This is a genomic window from Pradoshia sp. Z5_111 (assembly GCF_058267535.1).
In genome coordinates this window covers 1-19,488 of the sequence record NZ_JBZCPQ010000003.1, presented here as the reverse complement: position 1 = coordinate 19,488, position 19,488 = coordinate 1, and the positions used below count along the sequence as shown (strand labels likewise).

Genomic DNA, 19,488 nt, shown 5'->3' with positions numbered 1-19,488 from the left:
TTATTTTATCTGCTGGATTAGAAAATGTTCAAGTCTGTTTAACCCTTCTTTAAGCTGTTCCATGGAAACAGCATATGATAAACGGAAATATCCTTCTCCGTATTCCGAAAAAGCCGATCCAGGTATAACAGCTACTTTTTCAGCCTTAACCAGTTTGAGGGCAAAATCAAGTGAATTTTTAAAGGCATCCGGTATTTTAATAAAAAAGTAAAATGCGCCATCCGGTAATACAGTCTGGAGATTCATGGCTGTAAGTCTATTAAAAACATAATCACGGCGGTTTTTATATTCTTCTCTCATAGCAGCTGGATCATGTTCGCCGTTCCTCATAGCCTCCAGTGCAGCCATCTGTGAGACAGAGGAGGCGCAGGATACATTATATTGATGAACCTTGATCATATGCTTAACAATTGCTTTTGGTGCCATCAGAAAGCCGATTCGCCAACCGGTCATGGAGTGTGACTTTGATAGACCATTTATTGTAATGGTTTGCTCTCTTATAATGGAACCAATCGATGTATGATTTCTGTCCAAAGTTAATTCACTATAGATTTCATCAGCCAGGATAAAAATATCTTTCCCTCTAACAAGGTCAGCAATTTCCTCCAGTTCCTCTCTCGTTAATGATACCCCGGTTGGGTTCGATGGATAGGGAAGAACAATGCATTTTGTTTTTTCGGTTAGGCGTTCTGTGATTAATTGTGGAGTTAATTTAAAGGAGGTGCTTCTTGTATCAACATGGACTGCTTTTCCCCCTGCTAAGTGAATTAATGGTTCATAACCGGGATATACAGGGCCAGGCAGAATGACTTCATCTCCGGGTGTTAAAATAGTCCTGAAGGCAATATCAATCGCCTGGCTTGCTCCTACGGTAATCAAAATTTCATCATCCGGATTATATTCAAGTGAATAATGGCTATACATAAATTTTGATACTTCTTGCCGGAGATCGAGTAAACCGGCATTGTGGGTGTAGGTAGTACAATCATTTTGAATGGCGTCTATTGCTTTATCTTTTATATGTAAGGGTGTTGGGAAGTCAGGTAATCCTATTGTAAAGGACAGGACATCATCAATATCAGATACCATATTATAAAACTGTCGAATACCGGATATTTCTATCTCTTTTACATGAGGATTAATTAAGTGTTCCATTCCAGGTCTTACCTCCTAATTACAGTTCTTATCTTTATTATTATAAGGTTGCTTTATGAAAGTGTACACTATCCTACTCCAAATGGTTTTTATACAAAATCGGGTGAATGATGCATACATGGATTTGGAATACTATGGATACTTCGTTTTGCGTAGCTGGGGGGGTAGGGTGTGTACCGAATACTTGCTAAAGATCAAACTGATGGTATGAAGGAAATAAATTTGGAGGACTTACAGAATCAGGAATATAGCCTCGTATGGATTGATATCCTCGCACCGCAAGAATATGAGGCTAATATACTCCGGACGTATTTTAATTTTCACCCTCTCACTATAGAGGACTGTCTTGATCGAATTAACCAGAGACCTAAAGTGGATTTTTATCCATCCTATATGTTTTTTGTCATTCATTCCTTAAATGGAAACCTCGAAAGAAATGAGATTGATATTTACGTAAATGAAAGATCAATCGTAACTGTTCATGAAGATCATATTGAGGAAATAGATAAGGTATGGGAAGTAACAGATCAACTGGATAATTCTATCCATATCCTGCATAGAATTATTGATGCAGTCGTAGATGCCTATATTCCAAAGGCCTATCAAATAGAAGAACAATTAAATATCTTGGAAGACCACCTGCAGCAGCATTCTCTTCATAATGATCCAATGAGTCAGTTGTACGAAATTAGAACGATGATTTCGCAACTAAGAAGAATTATCCTGCCCATGAATGATTTGATGTACAGAATTATTCATTCTGAGAGAATCAGTGCCCTTTCTGAACATCATCATTACCTTAATGATGTGTATGATCATTTATTGAAATTAAAAGAATTGGTTGATGGCTATAAAGAGTTCTCAACTGATCTGAGAGATAGTTATATGGCGGTCAGTTCAAACAAAATGAATGAAACAATGATGACCTTGACAATTATTACGACTATTTTCATGCCATTAACATTTATTGCAGGTTTATATGGTATGAATTTTACTGAAATGCCTGGTTTAACATTTCGGAATGGTTTTTGGTATGTCCTTCTGTTTATGATCATCATCACAGTTATAATGATGATTCTTTTTATGCTAAAAGGATGGTTATTCCGAAGGCTGTACAGAAAGGAAAAATAAATAGCGGCTTTTAGCTCTATGGTATTTAGAACTAAAGCCGCTTAGGTCATGTGTACAGGACTAGGTCCTTTATTTATATTAATACCCGTAATCCCAATCGATTTCTTCTGGATGCCACATAGTAAGCTGAGGAGTTGCGTAAGATTCGTCCGTTTGGTTATGTGTGTATTTTTCAACTTCGCTAAGTTGAATATTCTCTAAACAAGTAATAACATGGTTATCTTCATATAAAATGGCAGTACCTTTCATTAGTCGTACCCCTTCTTTCCAGCATATTGATTTAAGTTATGCTTCTATCTGTATAATAGTCCTCATCTGTTAAAGCGTCTATAACATTGAGCAATGTTTCACAAAATAAACACTATTTTCGACTTGATTTTAAATAGTAATAAAAAATTGATCATTTAAGCCGATACTAAAAAGAAGGCTTTATCTTACTGCAATTAATCGTAAGAGATATGGAAAGGCGCTGTTAAAAATGAATGAACAACAAAAAGGAATCCTGTTAGAGAGCGGAACAAATGAGTTGGAAATCGTGGAATTTGGTATTGGGGAGCATAAATTTGGAATTAATGTTATTAAAGTTAAAGAAATTATTAACCCAGTGCGGATTACCGGTGTTCCACAAACACATCAACATGTTGAAGGAATCATTGAACTTCGTGGAGAGATACTGCCTGTAGTAGATATTGCCAGTGCATTAAATCTTCCGGCATCCCAATCTCCTGAAAAGGATAAATTTATAGTGACTGAGTTTAATAAAATGAAGGTCATTTTTCATGTACATACCGTTACTCAAATTCATAGAATTTCATGGAACCAAATAGAAAAACCATCTGATATGTACCAGGGTTTGGATAGTCAGATTACTGGTGTCATTAAAATGAATAATGAAATGCTTTTATTGCTTGATTATGAAAAAATTATTTTGGAAATTAATTCAGAATCAGGAATAACCGTTAATCAGATTCAAAAATTAGGAGTTAGAGAACGATCTGATAAGCGTTTATTAATTGCTGAGGATTCACCGCTGTTGCGGAAGCTGTTGATGCAGACATTAAAAGAAGCCGGTTATGAACAACTCGATTTCTTTGAAAATGGCCAGGAAGCGCTAACCTTTTTAGAAGGTAAGGCACAAGCAGGAGGCATACTGAATGAAATACATTTGGTAATTACAGATATTGAAATGCCACAAATGGATGGTCACCATCTAACCAAACGAATTAAAGAAAATCCTGCCTTGTCAGATCTGCCTGTTATCATTTTTTCATCATTAATTACGGAAGATTTAAGGCATAAGGGAGAGTTGGTAGGAGCAGATGCGCAAATTAGTAAACCAGAAATAGTTGAATTGGTCAAACAGTTAGACAAACTATTGCAAAAGTAAAGCTGCTGAACCATTTGTTCAGCAGCTTTACTTTTTCCAATTTTGATATGGATAGGATTCACCAAGACGCGTAAAAGTCGGTTTTTGGTATTTCTTTTTATAATCTTTAGCGCGATCATTATCTGTATTTTCCTTGCATCCTGTATAAGACATCAATAGTTTTTTTGCTTTAGATAAGGAAAGACGTGAAGAGGGGTTTCTTACCTCTTTTGATAAATGACCAAGATGTGTTAATGTTTGAAAGTCGTCCTTTGAGGGCGGAATATGGAATGTATACTTTCCGCATTGTATCAGTACATCTGATTGTTGGAAGCTTAAATGAGGATGGTCTGAATATTGCAGGCCTATTTTCTTTGCTTTTCCTTCTTCAAGCATTTTAATAATCGTTTTTTTCTTTAGGTTGTATAGAAATTTAGGGTCTGATGCAGTTTTTGCATGTCTATTCACAGAATAAATCGCTTCTCCTAGGTCATCGGCAGTAAAACAGGTGGGATTAGGTAGATTCCCATTATTTTGATTCATAAATGTTCCTTTCTTCTAAGAATATTTCATGATAATAAGTAAAAGCATATAACTGATTATAACGTGTTCTGCTATGGGATAAAAGGAAAAACGTTTTATATCTTATTTAAACGAATATATGTTCAAAACAGACTACCCGAGAAATTGAAGGTATAAGAATTATGAAAGTGAGTGTGATACGTTGCAAAAGCTGCTACTTACTGGTTGCGGAGGGGCAATGGGTGCGTTAGCTCGATACGGGATTAGCTTATTGCCCCCTTCTTCTGGCAGTCCTATTCCGTTTAACACCTTATTCATAAATGGTTTTGGAAGCTTTGTTTTAGCTTTTCTCACCTATTCGCTATTTAAAAATCAGGGAAATGAAAGATTGAAATTATTTTTTGGAACCGGATTATGTGGAGGGTTTACAACGATGAGTAGTTTTGCATTGGAAGTAACCAATCTCGCAGCAACTAATCCCCTATATAGTCTTTTTTATTTATTACTGAGTATGATTGCAGGTCTCTTAATGGCATGGTTAGGATTTATTATGTCCAGTTGGATAAAGAGGGAAGCGCGTTGATTATATTAATTGTGATAGGTGGTTTTCTCGGAACGTGTTTAAGATATATAATGACAGGCTGGTTACAAAAATATAATCATTCGTTTCCTCTAGCTACTCTTGTTATTAATTTAATTGGGTCGTGTTTAATTGGTATATCGGCTGGGATAGGAATAGAGCGGGGGACCGGTATGCATATGTTTACTGTGATAGGAAGCTTGGGGGCTTTTACTACATTTTCTACTTTTGCAATTGAATCCCTGGATTTAATGCTGAGCCGGGAACATCGCAAGTTAATGCTTTATGTATGTTTTTCTTTGGTGGGAACGTCAGTTTGTTGTATGTTATGCTATCATCTTATGAAAAATATAGGACATTAATCGCTCGTCTATATGAAAATTCGACAATGTATTATAAAATAATTGGAAGAAATGTAATTTATTTAAAAAATGAACTGTTAGGTGCCATAACTATGACAACTTTAAAGAATAACATTAAAAGCTATACAGGTAATAAACAGGTAAATGATAAAAAGATTCAAAAGGTACTCTTCAATATTTTATTTCACCATATTGAAGAATTGGTATTTGTCATGGAATATGATGCTGAACACATATTTCGATATGTATTTGTAAATGAGTCCGCTTATAAATTAATTGGTATACCAGAAGATTGTATTGGTAATACCTGGTGGGATTATTTGCCTGCAGAAAAGGCTGAATTATTGCAAAGGTACTATGAACAAGTGAGGAATAATAATGAACCTGTAACGTTTATAGATGCTTTCGATTTCAATGGCTTTGAACGCTTTGGAGAGACAACTATAAGCCCGGTTTTTGATTCTGAAGGAAATATGGCTTATCTGGTGGGGATTACACACCTATCAGCTCAATATATGCAAGAGAATGGAATGATCATTGAAAGTGAACAGATTTATCGTTCGTTATTGGATCATAATCTGGATGCAATCGTTTCGCTTAATCGCAATGGAGAAATTCTGAACTGCAATCCTTCGACTATTTCAATTACCGGGTATCGGGAGAATAATCTAAAAGACTACTCTTTTTTTGATTATATTCACTTGGACGATTTGGAAAGGATTATGAACTTATTTGAAAGAGCGTTAGAGGGATATCCAATGGAAGCAACGGCTGTGTTTTTCCTGCATAAAAGAGGACATTACATCCAAATTCAATTAAAATCAGTCCCTATTATTGTGAACAAGGAAATTAAGGGCGTTTATTTTATTATGCGGGATCTTTCCGAGCAGCTCCGAAATACAGAAAAGATTAATTATATGGTACTGCATGATCAATTAACAGGTCTATTAAATCGATCAGCCTTGATGAAAGATTTACATGAAGCTATTCATATAGCTAAGAAACTGAATAGTGAATTCTCGTTAATATATATGGATTTGGACCGTTTTAAATTTATGAATGATTCCTTTGGGCATCAGTCTGGGGATCAGCTCTTAAAAGTAATCAGTGAGCGGCTTCTGTCTATTCAGGGAGATTTTCACTCTGTATACCGACAGGGGGGAGATGAGTTCGTTATATTGCTTGAGAAAACTTCCAGGAATGAAACCATACGATTTATTGGAAAGCTGATTTCCCTTCTTGAGGTACCTTTTTACATTCATGAGCAGCAATATTATGTTACAGCAAGTATGGGTATTAGTATGTATCCCGATGACGGATTGGATGCGATAACCTTAATGCAGAAAGCAGATGACGCCCTATTTCAGGTCAAAAAAAGAGGGAGGGCACACTTTTTATTTTACAGTGAGCGTATGAGAAATGATCAATTTGCGAATCCGTTTTTAATGGATACCAGTTTAAGACGGGCTATTGAAAAAAATGAATTGTCTGTGCATTATCAACCTCAAATTAATTTGCTTAATAATGAAACAACCAGCTTTGAGGCATTATTAAGGTGGAATCATTCCAAACTGGGCTATGTTTCTCCAGCAGAATTTATTCCAGTCGCAGAGGATACAGGGTTAATAATCCCAATTGGCGAATGGGTCATAGAAGAAGTATGCAAGCAAATAAATAAGTGGAATTTATGTGGATATTATACAAAAGTAGCGATTAACTTATCCCCCAAACAATTTCAACAGCCTAATATTGTAGATATCATAAAATTGTATATGGATAAGTATAAAATAGATGCATCATCATTGGAAATTGAGATTACCGAAGGGACAATACAGGATACAAAAGAGACGAATGAGACACTGAAAGAAATGAAGAGATTGGGATTAAGTATATCTGTAGATGATTTTGGCACTGGATATTCTTCTTTAAGCTATCTGAAACAATTCCCATTAAACACGTTAAAGATCGATCGATCATTTATATGCGAGTTAATGACTGACAGTAAGGATGCAGCAATCACGAGAACAATTATCCATTTGGGGCACAGTCTGGGTCTTGAAGTCATTGCCGAAGGTGTTGAAACAAAGGAACAGGTAGATTTCCTGTTAGATATACAGTGTGAAAAAGCACAGGGCTTTTATTTTTCAAGACCAATTCCGGCTATTGAAGCTGAAGAGAAATTCCTGAAAAAGAAGAAATAAAATATAGCATAAAACAGCCAGACAATAGGCAAACGGTCAGAATGTAGGTTCTGCTCGTTTGCCTTTATCGTTTTTTTAAGCCTTCTTGGCCATTCTGCAAATCAATGACCGTGATTTCAGGACGTGAAAATAATCGGTATGGAATACGGGTTGTACCTAATCCGCGATTTACATACAAGGATAAAGGACCAACTGTATAAGATCCTTCCCTGTATTTTTCTGCAAAAGGAGGGGTCACAATCGCACCCAAAAGTGGAATTTGAATTTGTCCTCCATGACTATGTCCGCTTAATTGCAAATGCACTGGGTAACTGGCGGCATAATCAGCATAATCAGGAGCGTGAGACAGAAGAATGGTAAATAAATCACTGGATTGTCCCGGTATACTTACATCCAGGTTGGGCTTGCCAAGCATTGCATCATCTATCCCGCTTATTACGATTTGACTGCCATTCTCCTGGGTTATAAAGTTTGATTCATTTACTAACAGGGTAAATCCATTATTAACCATAGTCTCTTTGTAAATTTCCGTACCATAACCGCCATGATCATGATTGCCAAATACGCAATATTTACCAAGAGGTGCCTCCAGTTGACTTAATAATTGATTGAGCTTAGGAGTTATCTTATATTCATTCGGATTATCCATCAAATCACCTGTAAAACAAATAATATCGGGATTAAGTGAATGAATGGTTTCGACTGTTTTTTCTAAATCTGTCAAATTATATTGGAAACCCAAATGAGTATCACTAAATTGGACAATTCTACTATTATGAAAGGATTCTGGAATAAGTGGGTGGGAATAGGAAAAGTTTGTTATGTCAATCCAGGATGGTTCAATATCTTTCATATAAAATCGCCCTCCTATAAGAGAGCAAAGAATAGTAGCTATATAGGCAAATGATTTTTTTAAAAAGAATCTTCTGGTTATTTTCTTCATTGTAAAGTTCCTATCTCATAATAGTCAGTCTAATCCTATCATTCATTAAGAAAATTGTTAAGATGTATGAGTATTACTTTTTGATTACAAAATTTATGTGCTATTTGGTCTATAGAATAACTACCTAAAATAAGGTAAAATTAAAATACAATAGGTATTTAGATTTATAGAAATGATGATTATATATTTTTAACTGAATGGGATGTTTCATTCTGAGGACGAGGGTGTTACAGATGAATAAAGCCAAATCATATGAAATGATCTATCTTCCTGCAAAAATAGGAATGATAAAAGTATATATGTACGGATTCCATAAAAAAGGAAATCCCGGCAGAGTATTTGTTATGCTTAATGATTTAAGAGTAAATGGAAAAGGCACGAATAAAAAGGAAACATTGATTAGTACTCTCTCTAAACTAAATGAACTAATCAATCAATCATAAGTAAATTTTGAGGGCAGCCTAATGGCTGCCCTTTTATCATTTTATTGGAGATTGGCTAATATTTAATAAATCTCGTTATACCTATATTTCTCTTCTATTTTTCTAATTAAGTACTTCTGGATATTATTGACAGAATTTTGTGATATAATAAAAGTGAATAATCATTCATTTTATTTGGAGGGCTCATATGAAGGGAAAAGTAGTGATTGTAACTGGTGGTTCGAGTGGAATGGGAAAGGCTATGGCTCAACGTTTTGCAAATGAAGGGGCTAAGGTAGTCATTACCGGAAGGAATAAAGAAAAACTGGATAACACCATTAAAGAATTTGCAGAAAATCAGGAGAATATACTGGCTGTTCAGATGGATGTTCGAAATGTGGAGGATGTTGAAAGAACCATTGAAGAGACGGTTACCAGATTTGGTACAATCGATTATTTGATTAATAACGCAGCAGGTAATTTTATTTGTCCGGCAGAGGATCTATCACCGAATGGCTGGAAATCTGTCATTGATATTGTTTTGAATGGTACCTTTTACTGCAGCAGTCTCATCGGCAAGTATTGGATAGAAAACGGCATTAAAGGATCAATCATCAATATGGTCGCTACCTATGCGTGGGATGCAGGTCCATATGTCATTCACTCTGCCTCAGCAAAGGCCGGTGTTCTGACAATGACAAGAACTTTGGCTGTGGAATGGGGTAAAAAATATGGAATCCGCGTAAATGCAATTGCTCCCGGGCCGATTGAAAGAACCGGGGGAGCAGATAAGTTATTTCAATCGGAGGAGGCAGCTCAAAGAACTCTTGAAAGTGTTCCGCTTGGAAGATTAGGAACACCGGAGGAAATTGCAGATTTAGCCCTCTATTTACTATCTGATCGGGCATACTATATTAATGGTGACTGTATTACAATGGATGGCGGTGCTCATCTTAATCAATTTCCGTTTTAGGTATAGATGAATGGTAGTATGGTAGTAGTAAGAATAGGAATCAATAAAAAACAGTTCAATTTGCTGATGAACTGTTTTTTTGTGCGTTCATTGACTGGTTGTTTATGAATATACTTAAGTTTTCACTATCCTTGTATTATTTTTCAGTAAAAAGTGTTTATTCTGGTAAAAAGGGGAATAAGCTAATAAAGGCCTTGAGATAGATGTACTTAAAAAGGGGGATCATAATGAAAAAGGTTTTAACTTCGTTGTTTATTGCCATACTTGTATTAGCGGTTTCTCCTCTTGTCAAAGTAGATGCTAAAAGTACACTGGATAAACAGGATGCATTTAATCTTTTAGATAGCGCATTTCAATTGCAAGTATCTCTTTCAGAACAACCAAGATCAATGGACAAAATTCGAGACTTATTAAAAAATTCCTTCTCAGAGGAATACACTGAGGATTTTATGAACATGAATGTACAAAAAAGTGTGGATGGAAGTGGCTATCAGACATATGGTACCGATATAGCCCTTTATTATATTCCTTTTTTTACATATAGTGAACATACTAAACTAGGATATAGTTCAGCTAATGATCAATGGTATGTGTATGAATGGTTCCCAGGCAATACAGATGGACCAATTAGCTATGAAGGGCATTACGAGGCAATCGGGCTGATGTATGACCATGATAAATGGGTAATTAATGATTACCAAATTGCTTTCGATCCCAAAACACTTGATAATAGTCAAGAAACAGCCCAAAAGTCCAATGTGGGTGAGGAGCCATCCAATCAAACTTTCATAAACAGAATGACAGATTATATTAGCTATGGGTTCATTAATCAAATGTCTCATTGGTTTGGGATGATTGCTTTCTAAATCCTGATGGCATGAATAGAAAAGCTAATCCTGCTTAAATGAGGATTAGCTTTTTTGTATTAATTTTCAATATTTAACAATTCCATAATTCGTTCCTGGTTAAATCCAATGATTACTTGATCACCAATGACAAACGTTGGGGTAGAATATGAATCATATTTGGTCATAAGTATTTTTTTTGCTTTTGTATCCTTCTGAATATCTTTTAAGGTATAGGGAATATTGTGCTCATCAAAAAAAATTTTGGCGTAAGCACATGGCGGACAGCCTGGTTGCGTAAAAAAGAGAATTGGTTCCACTTTTTTCTATCCTTTCTTTTGTTTATTTTGTATCTACCAGTATACATGAAACTTTTTTGTTTACTATAGTACGAATTTTAAGTAGGATATCAGGCAGGACTCTCTTTTAATTAAAAGAACAAGAAAAGAGAAAAAGGATTGCCAACACCTGAGTTTCTTGTCAATTTATTTTGATAGATTCTGCTTTAAAGTGAAAAAAATGGCGCTGGAATTTTTCTTGGAACGTTTTTATGATAAAATGATGAAGTCTCTAAAAAAAGAGATGAAATAAAAGGTGTAACCATCAAATACGTTATAATGAATTTGGGTATACAAATAATGCCTATTCCTCTATTCTGTTACTAATGGCAAGTCCATAAGCGACAATATTTTATTTGTTGGTAAGTCATGAAAGGAGCATATATTAGATATGTCACGATTACAAGGAATTTTATCACGTTTGAAAAACCTACAGGAGCAAGGGAAAGTATCAGATACAGCACAACGTGTGTTTGAAGTTGAAGGTCAAGTGAAATGTCAAGTATCTTATTTCGATAAAACTGAAACATTCGAGCTAGAGATTTTCCAAGATAAAGGAAAGACTATGAAGTATCAATTTGATAATATTGATATGATTGCCATTGAAATTTTTGAGTTAATTTATAGCTAATTTGGAAATTTGAGATGATTTGGTTATGTTCCATTAGCATGATGAAGGTATTTGTTCCTTATCATGTAGGTAATGCTTCTTTAAAATCTCTAACTTGAATTAATCTAAAGTAGGGAAGGGAAGATAATTACTGACAAATCGAACAGTTGAGTCTTCCGAATAAAACCAAAAATGGATAAACAGGAACTAACTATATAAGGGGTTCTTAACCATGTTAGATATGCAAAAATTAGATGGATTCGAACTGACTGTAAAGGATTTAATGATTTCGTCTGAACGTGTTGCTCATGTACAGCAGGAAAATAATCTCGAACATGCATTATTGGTTCTTACTAGAAGCGGCTATACTGCTATACCAGTTCTGGGACATGATTATAAATTGCATGGATTAATTAGTACACCAAAGATAATGGATGCGATATTAGGCCTTGAGCGAATTGAATTTGAAAAACTGGAAGAGATGAAGGTTGCAGAAGTGATGGATCCTAATCTCCCATGTCTTAAAGAAAATGATTCAATTGAAAAAGCAATGGAACTACTTATCGATCATCCATTTGTATGTGTGGTAGGTACTGAGGGAGCTTTCGAAGGTATATTGACCAGAAGGCAGGTTATGAAGCAAACAAATCGTTTAATAAAAATCATTAAATATAATTAATATCAGTTATCTCAATCGATAATGATTAGTGGAACAAAATTTAAACAATCTTTTAAAACGCCTGGATAAAGCTCCAGGCGTTTTTTACTTGGTTATAAAGTTCAAGTGTATAACTAAAAAGGAAAGTGATTATAAACGAAGTGATCAATAAGACACTGTTTAGATACTGATATCTAACAAAAATTTTTGTTAGGTATTATCTTCCAAATTTACTTTATCCAGGATAGGAACTTCGTTAAAATGATAGGGAGGGGCGTGGGAAAATGGACTCGAACAATTCAAGTGTAGAAAAAAAGTTGTTCAAAAGGGCAAAGAAGAAGACAAAACGCCCTTACGTATTAATTTCTATCCTATTGGCTTTATTCATGGGTGCTATCGAGGGTACTATCGTTTCAACGGCAATGCCTGAGATAGTTGGTGAGCTGGGAGGCTTCTCCCTATATAGTTGGGTCTTCTCAGCCTATTTGCTAATGAATACGGTAACGGTATTGATCTATGGGAAGCTATCTGATTTATTTGGCAGAAAACCCATATTGTTATTTGGGATTACAGTCTTTCTGCTTGGTTCCCTTGGCTCTGGATATGCATGGTCCATGCAAAGCTTAATTTTCTTCCGTTTAATCCAGGGTTTTGGAGCGGGAGCCATTACGCCCGTTGCCATGACAATTGTGGGGGATATTTATACGAAAGAAGAACGAGCAAAAGTTCAAGGGTATTTATCAAGTGTATGGGGAATATCGGCCATTTTGGGACCTGCAATTGGCGGATTATTAATCGAATACATATCATGGAGCTGGATCTTTTGGATTAATATTCCGTTAGGATTTCTCTCTTTAGGAGGTTTGTTATTTTTCTTCCATGAGCATAAGGCGGTTAAAAAACAAAAGGTTGATTATATGGGTTCAGGGCTGCTTGCTGTTTTTTTGTCGCTTTTAATGTTTTTATTTGTGCAAGGCGGGATCTCATTTTCCTGGATTTCTCTAAAAAGTTTGTTGTTAATTATACTCTTGCTGATTTTGGTGTTTTGCTTTGTGAAGCATGAAAACAGAACTGAAGAGCCCGTTATGCCCTTTTCTATCTGGAAGAATCAAGCAATATTGTTTGCTAATTTAACCTCTCTTACAACCGGTATTGTTTTAATTGGAGTATCAAGCTATTTACCAACATTTGTACAGGGAGTGATGGGGAAATCCCCAACGATAGCAGGATTTACTCTTACTGCTATGTCTATAGGATGGCCGATTGCATCCTTTATATCAGGCAATATGATTTTGAAGATAGGGTATCGTACTACCTGTATAATAGGTGGAATCTTTATCATTTTGGGTGCATTGGCTTTTACATTTTTGCCCTCCCATGGATATGTGTTTTTGGCCGCTTCGGGATCGTTTTTACTTGGTGTGGGAATGGGGCTTACAAGCACTTCGTTTATTGTGTCCATCCAATCTACTGTGGGTTGGGAACAAAGAGGTGCTGCAACGGCCGCCAACATGTTCATGAGAAATCTGGGAAATACAATCGGTGCCGCATTATTGGGAGGCATATTGAATAACCGATTAAACGCCTATTTTTCACAAAATGAAAATATAGATTTAAATTCGGTAAACGAATTGCTTAACACAGAGATTCGATCTTCATTAGGACCGGAAAGATTGGAACTGCTCCAAAGTGGATTAACACATTCATTGGGTATTGTTTATTTTATTGTCTTACTACTGGCTATACTTAGCGTGTTCTTAATATTGAAAATGCCAAAAGAGAAATCGTAACAGCCTAATTAACCTGCTATATTGTAATATTTGCAGTTCAGCAGAATATAAAGGTAAAATAAATTGAATGTCTGATTAAGAAGAGATTGGTTTGTGAGGAGAACAAATGGTTATAACTGATTTTGAATTATTGGATACTCTTGCTGTTGAACTGAATTTACGTAAGACTGCCGAAAGAATGTTTGTCTCTCAGCCGGCACTTTCACAGCGTCTTCAATCAATAGAAAGAGAATGGGGAACACCGCTTTTTATTAGGTCAGCAAAAGGAATGACGTTGACGGAGGCTGGAGAAATTGTCGTTCAATATGCCAGGGAATCCCTGAAATTAAAAGAAAAAACACGAGAAAAAGTAGACGCTCTTAATCATAATGTACAGGGTACTTTAAAAATTGCGAGTGCTTCTATAGTCGGCCAATATTGGCTCCCGATGATTTTAAAGAAATATGTTAACAAATATCCCAATGTTAAGATTTCACTTGTGACAGGATGGAGCAGTGAAATGATCGAAAATATCTATAATGGAGAGTCCCATATTGGTATATTGAGAGGAGTCCCTGACTGGCATGGCTATAAAAAGCTATTGTTCAGTGATCACTTATACCTTGTGGATACCGAGCTTAGCCAATTATCAGATGCGTTAACTACAGAACGCCCCTTTATCTTGTTTAAAAGTGATTCGAACTATTATCGAGAGATTCAAAACTGGTGGATTCGCCATTATGGAATTCCTCCGACACGTACCATTCTTGTTGATCAAATTGAAACTTGTAAACAGATGGTGATGAATGGAATTGGTTATGCCATTCTACCGGGTATATCTTTAAGAGAAGGTGAAGCCTCGTATTTTAAACATCCTTTGTATGACCTGGAGGGACAGTCAGTTGAAAGAAAGACATGGCTTGTAAGCTATGATGCTTCCCTGGAATTAAGGCAGGTTAAGGCTTTTGTTAGTTTGATTGAGGAAATGTTAACGGAATAGAAATGAAATCTCTATTCTTGTTTTTCCTACGCTTGTTTGATAAAGTAATAGAAAATTATTTAGGGGAGAGAAATATACTATGAAAATGATGGACGCAAATGAAATTATATCCTTTATCGGAAATAGTGTTAAAAAAACGCCGGTTAAAGTATACATAAAGGGAGAAATCAGTGAACTGGTATTTAATCCTGAAGTTAAAACATTTATTACCGGTAACACTGGGGTAATTTTTGGAGAATGGTCTGATATTCAACCAACATTAGAAGAAAACAAGGAGAAAATAGAAGATTATGTGATTGAAAATGATCGTCGAAATTCTGCGATTCCAATGCTGGATTTAAAAGGGATTAATGCACGTATTGAGCCGGGTGCGATTATCCGTGATCAGGTTCATATTGGCAATAATGCGGTGATTATGATGGGAGCTTCCATCAATATTGGAGCAAGCATCGGAGATAAGACCATGATTGATATGAATGCTGTGCTTGGCGGACGTGCAACTGTTGGTGAGAATTGTCATATTGGAGCAGGAGCAGTGTTGGCTGGAGTAATAGAGCCACCATCTGCCAATCCCGTTGTAATTGAAGATAATGTACTTGTTGGTGCTAATGCGGTTATTTTAGAAGGTGTCCGAGTAGGAGAGGGAGCTGTAGTTGCGGCTGGCGCAATTGTAGTAGAAGATGTTCCTGCTCATACAGTAGTTGCTGGAGTTCCGGCTAAAGTAATTAAAAAAATTGATGAAAAGACTAAATCCAAAATTGAAATTAAGGATGAGCTTCGTCAGTTATAATAAAAATGGAAGGGCGTGGAGATGATGATTTCCGCGCCTGTTTTTAAATTGGAGATGAGGTGAGCTGTGATTTGGAAAAGTTAATTTCGATTAGAAGAGATCTGCATCGGATCCCTGAGCCTGGTTATAAGGAATTTAAGACTCAACAATATTTGATAGATTACATAAGAAATCTTCCTCAGGATCGTATAGAATGGGAAAAATGGAGAACAGGACTATTTGTTCGAGTAAAAGGGCTATCTCCTGAGAAAACCATAGGCTACCGTGCTGACATCGATGGTTTGCCAATTCGTGAAGAAACGGAGCTTCCCTTTAAATCCGAGCATGCAGATTTTATGCATGCATGTGGCCATGATTTTCATATGACCATCGCCCTGGGTGTATTAACAGATTTAGTGGAAAATCCAATTAATGACCATGTTTTATTTATGTTCCAGCCCGCAGAAGAGGGACCTGGAGGAGCAGAAGAGATGATTGCTGCTGAGCAGTTTTCTAAGTGGAGGCCTGATTTGATTTTTGGATTGCACATAGCTCCGGAATATCCGGTGGGAACAATTGCCACCAAAACAGGTTTACTCTTTGCCAATACCTCGGAGATCTTTATAGATTTTAAAGGGGTTGGTGGGCATGCTGCCTATCCCCATCTGACGAATGATATGGTGATTGCATCCTGTCAATTTGTTACTCAGCTACAGACTATTGTAGCAAGAAATATTAATCCACTCGATTCGGCCGTTGTTACAATTGGAAAAATTACAGGAGGGACCGTCCAAAATAGTATTGCTGAAAATGCGCGGATAGAAGGGACGATTCGGACGCTTTCTGAGGATTCTATGCTATTGATCCGGAATCGAATACTGGAAATGGCAAAAGGAATGGAAATGGCTCTTGGTTGTAAGATTAATGTTGATTTTGGTTCATCCTACTATCAAGTATATAACGAACCAAATCTAACAGAAGAGTTTATGAAATTTCTGTATCAGCGCCATGATACGTCATTAGTCAATTGTAAGGAAGCGATGACGGGTGAGGACTTTGGATACATGATTAAGGAGATCCCAGGCTTTATGTTCTGGCTTGGTGTTCAGTCATCGTATGGATTGCACCACGCTAAATTAAATCCGGATGAGAAGGCACTTTCCTTTGCTGTATCGGTTATAACAGATTATATTCGAATGAAATCAATATAAAAAGAGAACCCGGCTTGAGTATAACAGCCGGGTTCTCTAGTATTATTCCGTTCCTTCAGCAGCGTATTGAAGCCTTATTTGATCAATGGCAATTTTAATCCTAGAGCGCAGCTGGCGTTCGACATGGTATTGCTGTCCATTTGTTGTTCTGGCTACAATTCGAATTGTATAATCAGCTGTACCCATATCCTGGATGCCGAGAATCTCAGGCCCCATCAGAATATCTTCATCCTGTTCGGCCATTGTGTGGCATATCTCTTTGACCGATTTTGTGATTTCCTCCAAATTATCTTCTGCTTTAAGTTTAATTTCCACCATAGCTCTCATAGCTCCACGGGAATGATTGCTTAGTATGGCAATTTGTCGATTGGGAATATAGTGGAGGCTTCCGTCATAACCTCTTATTTGGATTGTTTTAAGTCCGACTACCTCAACAACGCCTTTAATAACTCCTATTGTCACTTCATCCCCAACATCAATCTGTTTTTCGAGCAGGATAAAGAAGCCGGTTACCACATCACTCACTAATCCCTGGGCACCAAAACCGACCGCTAAACCGACGATTCCGGCACCGGCTAGAATCGCACTCACATTGATTCCCAACATTTCCAGGATGGTAACAATTAAGATAAATATAAAGACGTAACCAAAAGCGTTTTTCGTTAAGGATTCCAATGTTTTCGTGCGATTCTCTGAAAGATTCTCTTTCGCCTGCATGCGTGAGAAAATCTTTTCAATGATTTTGAAAGTAAACGTGCGTATTACTTTATAGATTAAATAAAATAAAAAGATTTTTAGAGCCCAAATTCCAATATCAAAAAGCCAGGTTTCCCACTTCAGATCTGAAAATTTAAAACCCATTACGAACATATTCTCCATTAAACCAATCCTTTCCTAACAACTTCTTTATTGATATAAACGGAAGTATTCAGTTATGATAGATACTGTTTTTGGTATACTATAATCTTCATCTTAGAGGAAAGTGTATGCACCCATTTACTATCATAATAGAATAATATAGGTATACCTTAAAGGAAGTTGAATGATTTGCCAAGTGAAAGGTAAAATGTTTGAAAAGACATAATCATTTTTTAACATAAACTGATAAAATAATAAAGTTATAGATAATAAAGCTTACCTATGTCGATTTCTATATATTTTAAATACGATTCTCGAGTTTGTTTAAAGAATTATTGATATATTTATTAGTATACTATATAGAGCTAAATTTCTACTTGACGTTACTGGTGGGTTATAGATTTTTTTATTAGGTTAATCAATAGTCAGTTTTACTATTTTTCCAAAAAGTTTGGGTGAAAATACTGTAAACATTTAACTGTATTATGTATTATTTGCATATGTGATATTTATTTTGGACATATATTGGAATTTTAGGCGGGATGAAGGTTCGTTGATTGGATCTCAATCGGTGATTTGGGACATTCAAGAAACATGTGAAGAATGAAGAGCGGTTCTCCCTTTCCGCTAAATAGTATAGATCGGGTTAATAATCACTTTATAAAACTGAAAAGGAGGCGTCGTAGCCTTGAATTTTGAACTGCTGACAATAACGGTATTATGGTCCTTCCTTTATGTATATGTCATAATTGCATCCATTGAGTTTGGTGTTGGTTTTTTTACATATTATGGTCGTTTTAAAGGTAAGCAGGTGGGAATTCCTAAATGGACAGGTCATTATGATCCGCGACTATGGCATATTACGATTATTTTCTTTATATTTTTTGTGGCTGGATTGATTGGATTTTTCCCAGATACATTTTATTATTTTGGCAGAGCATTGGTTATACCAGGGCTGGTTGTTTTATTACTGGTAGTCATCAGATTTATGGCACATTTCCTGTACAAAAAAGGGAATAAAACAAGCTGGTCATTTTTATTTATTTATGTATCGACTGGAATCCTGATTCCTGCTTCTTTATCCATTGGGCTTACGATATCTGAGGGAGGATTTATAAAAAAAGAAGGGGAACGAGTATTTCTCCTGGTAAAAAAATTATTCCTCAGTCCTTATTCCTGGAGTGTCGTGTTTCTGGCAATTGTAAGTGTCTTATTTATAAGCGCGGTATTTTTGCTCTATTATAAGGAAAAGTCCAATGATAAGGAGGCAAGTATGACTGTGCGGGGCTACGCTCTTTTTTGGAGCGTTCCAACGATCATAGCAGTCGCTTTAGCTACTATTTCATTAAGGGGACATAACTTGCGTCATTTTGAAAATGCGTTGGAGATTTGGTGGTTATTTGCCTTTTCATTAATTTTCTTTATGTGTGCCTTATATTTAATAATTAGAAATAAAAGACATGGTTTAGCATTTATATTTGTATTACTTCAGTTTTTATTTGCTTTCTATGGATATGGAATTTCACATTTGCCTTTTATACTTGATCCGTTCATTACATTGGATTCGTTTAATGGGCGTCACTTATGGTTAACCTTAGGCTGCTTATTGCTATTTGGATTATTGCTCTTGACCCCATTTACTCTATTGATCAATAAAATGTTATTCCGAACAAAATGAAAAAAACGCGAGTGCCTAAATGATCTGACCCAAGAAAGTTAGACACAAAAAATTAAGCAGCTTCTAAGATCTGAGTCCGGTATTCAACTGGACTTAG

The 19,488-nt window shown here is 36.0% G+C and carries 21 protein-coding genes; 15 read left to right on the top strand and 6 right to left on the bottom strand.

The window, feature by feature from the left end:
• Positions 1-1,155, bottom strand: coding sequence for an aminotransferase A (locus AC4D4A_RS07015; RefSeq protein ID WP_490995234.1), 1,155 nt, complete (start codon positions 1,153-1,155; stop codon positions 1-3).
• A gap of 171 nt (positions 1,156-1,326) precedes the next feature.
• Here AC4D4A_RS07015 and corA point away from each other — a divergent pair, with 171 nt between their 5' ends.
• Complete coding sequence (gene corA, locus AC4D4A_RS07010; protein ID WP_490995233.1) at positions 1,327-2,286, top strand: magnesium/cobalt transporter CorA; 960 nt, start codon at positions 1,327-1,329, stop codon at positions 2,284-2,286.
• A gap of 78 nt (positions 2,287-2,364) precedes the next feature.
• Here corA and AC4D4A_RS07005 read toward each other — a convergent pair whose 3' ends face one another.
• Positions 2,365-2,535, bottom strand: coding sequence for a hypothetical protein (locus tag AC4D4A_RS07005; RefSeq protein WP_490995232.1), 171 nt, complete (start codon positions 2,533-2,535; stop codon positions 2,365-2,367).
• Positions 2,536-2,764: 229 nt separating this feature from the next.
• Here AC4D4A_RS07005 and AC4D4A_RS07000 point away from each other — a divergent pair, with 229 nt between their 5' ends.
• On the top strand, positions 2,765-3,673 hold the full coding sequence (locus tag AC4D4A_RS07000; RefSeq protein ID WP_490995231.1) for a chemotaxis protein: 909 nt from the start codon (positions 2,765-2,767) through the stop codon (positions 3,671-3,673).
• A gap of 27 nt (positions 3,674-3,700) precedes the next feature.
• Here AC4D4A_RS07000 and AC4D4A_RS06995 read toward each other — a convergent pair whose 3' ends face one another.
• Positions 3,701-4,195 carry a YkyB family protein gene (locus AC4D4A_RS06995; RefSeq protein WP_490995230.1) on the bottom strand — a complete coding sequence of 165 codons (495 nt, stop codon included), beginning with the start codon at positions 4,193-4,195 and terminating at the stop codon, positions 3,701-3,703.
• Positions 4,196-4,376: 181 nt separating this feature from the next.
• Between AC4D4A_RS06995 and AC4D4A_RS06990 the strand changes: the two genes are divergently transcribed.
• From AC4D4A_RS06990 to AC4D4A_RS06980, 3 genes are all read left to right on the top strand, one after another.
• Entirely contained in the window at positions 4,377-4,757 is a 381-nt protein-coding gene (locus AC4D4A_RS06990) for a fluoride efflux transporter FluC (RefSeq protein ID WP_490995229.1), read from the top strand.
• On the top strand, positions 4,709-5,116 hold the full coding sequence (locus AC4D4A_RS06985; protein ID WP_490995228.1) for a fluoride efflux transporter FluC: 408 nt from the start codon (positions 4,709-4,711) through the stop codon (positions 5,114-5,116). Before AC4D4A_RS06990 ends, AC4D4A_RS06985 begins: the two co-directional genes overlap by 49 nt.
• 92 nt (positions 5,117-5,208) lie before the next feature.
• Positions 5,209-7,317, top strand: coding sequence for a sensor domain-containing protein (locus AC4D4A_RS06980; protein ID WP_490995227.1), 2,109 nt, complete (start codon positions 5,209-5,211; stop codon positions 7,315-7,317).
• Positions 7,318-7,381: 64 nt separating this feature from the next.
• On the opposite strand, the gene AC4D4A_RS06975 is transcribed toward AC4D4A_RS06980, so the two are convergent.
• On the bottom strand, positions 7,382-8,170 hold the full coding sequence (locus tag AC4D4A_RS06975; RefSeq protein WP_490995226.1) for a metallophosphoesterase: 789 nt from the start codon (positions 8,168-8,170) through the stop codon (positions 7,382-7,384).
• 323 nt (positions 8,171-8,493) lie between these two features.
• Between AC4D4A_RS06975 and AC4D4A_RS06970 the strand changes: the two genes are divergently transcribed.
• From AC4D4A_RS06970 to AC4D4A_RS06960, 3 genes are all read left to right on the top strand, one after another.
• Positions 8,494-8,703 carry a hypothetical protein gene (locus tag AC4D4A_RS06970; protein WP_490995225.1) on the top strand — a complete coding sequence of 70 codons (210 nt, stop codon included), beginning with the start codon at positions 8,494-8,496 and terminating at the stop codon, positions 8,701-8,703.
• A 187-nt stretch (positions 8,704-8,890) separates the two neighbouring features.
• Positions 8,891-9,655, top strand: coding sequence for a 2,4-dienoyl-CoA reductase (gene fadH, locus AC4D4A_RS06965; protein WP_490995224.1), 765 nt, complete (start codon positions 8,891-8,893; stop codon positions 9,653-9,655).
• A gap of 227 nt (positions 9,656-9,882) precedes the next feature.
• Positions 9,883-10,521: a DUF3993 domain-containing protein gene (locus AC4D4A_RS06960; RefSeq protein WP_490995223.1), complete on the top strand. Its 639-nt coding sequence runs from the start codon at positions 9,883-9,885 to the stop codon at positions 10,519-10,521.
• 59 nt (positions 10,522-10,580) lie between these two features.
• Here AC4D4A_RS06960 and AC4D4A_RS06955 read toward each other — a convergent pair whose 3' ends face one another.
• A complete protein-coding gene (locus AC4D4A_RS06955) occupies positions 10,581-10,820 on the bottom strand; it encodes a glutaredoxin family protein (RefSeq protein WP_490995222.1) in 240 nt (79 codons plus the stop codon).
• 409 nt (positions 10,821-11,229) lie between these two features.
• Between AC4D4A_RS06955 and AC4D4A_RS06950 the strand changes: the two genes are divergently transcribed.
• The 6 genes from AC4D4A_RS06950 (at position 11,230) to AC4D4A_RS06925 (ending at position 16,855) form a co-directional block, all read left to right on the top strand.
• Positions 11,230-11,469: a YkuJ family protein gene (locus tag AC4D4A_RS06950; RefSeq protein ID WP_066100892.1), complete on the top strand. Its 240-nt coding sequence runs from the start codon at positions 11,230-11,232 to the stop codon at positions 11,467-11,469.
• Positions 11,470-11,680: 211 nt separating this feature from the next.
• Positions 11,681-12,127 (top strand): cyclic-di-AMP-binding protein CbpB, encoded by a 447-nt coding sequence (gene cbpB / locus AC4D4A_RS06945; protein WP_490995221.1) that lies wholly within the window; start codon positions 11,681-11,683, stop codon positions 12,125-12,127.
• 263 nt (positions 12,128-12,390) lie between these two features.
• Positions 12,391-13,896: an MDR family MFS transporter gene (locus AC4D4A_RS06940; protein WP_490995220.1), complete on the top strand. Its 1,506-nt coding sequence runs from the start codon at positions 12,391-12,393 to the stop codon at positions 13,894-13,896.
• A gap of 106 nt (positions 13,897-14,002) precedes the next feature.
• A complete protein-coding gene (ccpC, locus tag AC4D4A_RS06935) occupies positions 14,003-14,875 on the top strand; it encodes a transcriptional regulator CcpC (RefSeq protein WP_490995219.1) in 873 nt (290 codons plus the stop codon).
• A gap of 79 nt (positions 14,876-14,954) precedes the next feature.
• Positions 14,955-15,665 (top strand): 2,3,4,5-tetrahydropyridine-2,6-dicarboxylate N-acetyltransferase, encoded by a 711-nt coding sequence (dapD, locus tag AC4D4A_RS06930; protein ID WP_490995218.1) that lies wholly within the window; start codon positions 14,955-14,957, stop codon positions 15,663-15,665.
• A gap of 71 nt (positions 15,666-15,736) precedes the next feature.
• Positions 15,737-16,855 (top strand): N-acetyldiaminopimelate deacetylase, encoded by a 1,119-nt coding sequence (locus tag AC4D4A_RS06925; RefSeq protein ID WP_490995217.1) that lies wholly within the window; start codon positions 15,737-15,739, stop codon positions 16,853-16,855.
• A gap of 42 nt (positions 16,856-16,897) precedes the next feature.
• On the opposite strand, the gene AC4D4A_RS06920 is transcribed toward AC4D4A_RS06925, so the two are convergent.
• The gene (locus AC4D4A_RS06920; RefSeq protein ID WP_490995216.1) at positions 16,898-17,716 is read right to left on the bottom strand and encodes a mechanosensitive ion channel family protein; all 819 of its coding nucleotides are present in this window, start codon (positions 17,714-17,716) and stop codon (positions 16,898-16,900) included.
• A gap of 685 nt (positions 17,717-18,401) precedes the next feature.
• On the opposite strand from AC4D4A_RS06920, the gene AC4D4A_RS06915 reads away from it, so the two are divergent.
• Positions 18,402-19,391, top strand: coding sequence for a cytochrome d ubiquinol oxidase subunit II (locus tag AC4D4A_RS06915; RefSeq protein ID WP_490995215.1), 990 nt, complete (start codon positions 18,402-18,404; stop codon positions 19,389-19,391).
• Positions 19,392-19,488 lie beyond the last annotated feature (97 nt).

What these genes read in the sequence shown, in the direction of transcription:
- AC4D4A_RS07015 (WP_490995234.1), bottom strand. Translation starts at nt 1,155, where the DNA reads ATGGAACACTTAATTAATCCTCATGTAAAAGAGATAGAAATATCCGGT.
- AC4D4A_RS07005 (WP_490995232.1), bottom strand. Translation starts at nt 2,535, where the DNA reads ATGAAAGGTACTGCCATTTTATATGAAGATAACCATGTTATTACTTGT.
- AC4D4A_RS07000 (WP_490995231.1), top strand. Translation starts at nt 2,765, where the DNA reads ATGAATGAACAACAAAAAGGAATCCTGTTAGAGAGCGGAACAAATGAG.
- AC4D4A_RS06995 (WP_490995230.1), bottom strand. Translation starts at nt 4,195, where the DNA reads ATGAATCAAAATAATGGGAATCTACCTAATCCCACCTGTTTTACTGCC.
- AC4D4A_RS06985 (WP_490995228.1), top strand. Translation starts at nt 4,709, where the DNA reads ATGGTTAGGATTTATTATGTCCAGTTGGATAAAGAGGGAAGCGCGTTG.
- AC4D4A_RS06980 (WP_490995227.1), top strand. Translation starts at nt 5,209, where the DNA reads ATGACAACTTTAAAGAATAACATTAAAAGCTATACAGGTAATAAACAG.
- AC4D4A_RS06975 (WP_490995226.1), bottom strand. Translation starts at nt 8,170, where the DNA reads ATGAAAGATATTGAACCATCCTGGATTGACATAACAAACTTTTCCTAT.
- AC4D4A_RS06970 (WP_490995225.1), top strand. Translation starts at nt 8,494, where the DNA reads ATGAATAAAGCCAAATCATATGAAATGATCTATCTTCCTGCAAAAATA.
- fadH (WP_490995224.1), top strand. Translation starts at nt 8,891, where the DNA reads ATGAAGGGAAAAGTAGTGATTGTAACTGGTGGTTCGAGTGGAATGGGA.
- AC4D4A_RS06960 (WP_490995223.1), top strand. Translation starts at nt 9,883, where the DNA reads ATGAAAAAGGTTTTAACTTCGTTGTTTATTGCCATACTTGTATTAGCG.
- AC4D4A_RS06950 (WP_066100892.1), top strand. Translation starts at nt 11,230, where the DNA reads ATGTCACGATTACAAGGAATTTTATCACGTTTGAAAAACCTACAGGAG.
- cbpB (WP_490995221.1), top strand. Translation starts at nt 11,681, where the DNA reads ATGTTAGATATGCAAAAATTAGATGGATTCGAACTGACTGTAAAGGAT.
- AC4D4A_RS06940 (WP_490995220.1), top strand. Translation starts at nt 12,391, where the DNA reads ATGGACTCGAACAATTCAAGTGTAGAAAAAAAGTTGTTCAAAAGGGCA.
- ccpC (WP_490995219.1), top strand. Translation starts at nt 14,003, where the DNA reads ATGGTTATAACTGATTTTGAATTATTGGATACTCTTGCTGTTGAACTG.
- dapD (WP_490995218.1), top strand. Translation starts at nt 14,955, where the DNA reads ATGAAAATGATGGACGCAAATGAAATTATATCCTTTATCGGAAATAGT.
- AC4D4A_RS06920 (WP_490995216.1), bottom strand. Translation starts at nt 17,716, where the DNA reads ATGGGTTTTAAATTTTCAGATCTGAAGTGGGAAACCTGGCTTTTTGAT.